The 1,321-nt window shown below is 45.3% G+C and carries 1 protein-coding gene; it reads right to left on the bottom strand.

Annotated elements, in window-relative coordinates:
* The coding region (locus A3735_RS21635; RefSeq protein ID WP_197485966.1) for a class I adenylate cyclase at window positions 1-1,321 on the bottom strand (1,321 nt) is incomplete at both ends.

Genomic DNA, 1,321 nt, shown 5'->3' with positions numbered 1-1,321 from the left:
AGCCGCTTTGCTCACTTGGCATCAACTGAGAGCTGGTATGGTGAATAGCCAGGTTCTCTTCCCATAAGTCCCCGACAATACCCGGATTAACCCGCTCAACCTTACCTGCTTTCTTCTGAAAATTTGCGTATAGCTTTCTGCCCAGGAGGTTAAGGTCTTCAGCGGTAATACTGGAGCGAATACCATGAGTGCGAGCATACTGTGACAAAAACCGATAACAGTAACTCAACTCTGCCACTAAGACTTGGCGCTCGACCAGAACCTCATCAACTTTCCATTTGGCGCGAGAGTCCAGGTACCTGAACTTACTCTCTGACCAACCCCAGGTTCGGACAATTTTTTCCAATAGTTTTCTCTGCCATGAAGGCCCCCTTCCCGATGGGGATCGAGAGAGTTTTTTCGCAACTTTAATGTAAAAGCTCTTCTGAACAATATCGAGCCGTTTATGTTCTTTTCTTTTATTTAAATAAGCTTCGAGACGCTGATAGACAAGAAGATATGGATCCAGATCTTCAATACCTAATTCATCATCATAAACAGCGCGCTTATAAACCTGACTCAAAGTTTCAGCTTCCGGAAGCTCTTGGGCATAAACTTCCGCCAGCAAGATTTTCAGTACTGATTTATAGGGCGAGTCCAGGCCTTTATATAGCTGCCATAGCCCAGCACCTATCAACTCACTTTTAGGAATAAACGCAGCGCTACCAAAATCGAGAACCTCTTGCTGTTTAATAAAACGTTTACTCAACAGGAGATCAACTTTCTCCTCGTATTCTCCTTCTAAATTTGGTGGAATCAGCCACCAAATTGGGTAACGCCCCGCTAATAAAATCGCAGTACGATAAAACTCGTCCAGCAGCAAATAATGTTGTGCAGAACCACTACTTTCTTTATCCATGCGGTTATTCAAGTGCCCAGCCTTAAACTTTTCCGCATTCATCAAAAAAGTATGAAGCTCCAAGCCTAGACTGTTTGCCCAATCATCTATCTTCTTGGCTTTTTCTGCGAGCGAAGCCATAGCGTCTTCGCCCAGGCCAGGGTCAAAGCACAACCATAAGTCCACATCACTCGCTTCAGAGTGCGCTAAGGTTCCAGTACTGCCCATCATGTAGAGAGCATGTATCTGGCTAAGCTGGCGGGAGCCTGACTTAAACTTAAAGGTCTGGCTAAAGGACTTTGCAATACTTAAAGCTGCTTTATCGGGTTGATAAGCCGACACGCCGGCGGGTGCATCTTGCGCGACATAACCCGGCATCAGAGGGTGGTTAACGTGGTAAAGTAAAGGCAATACATAAAGGATATCTTGATGTCGGGAAGACAA

The organism is Oleiphilus sp. HI0061 (genome assembly GCF_001635675.1).
The sequence above is the reverse complement of the archived record's forward strand: the minus strand, read 5'-3'. Positions and strand labels throughout refer to the sequence as shown.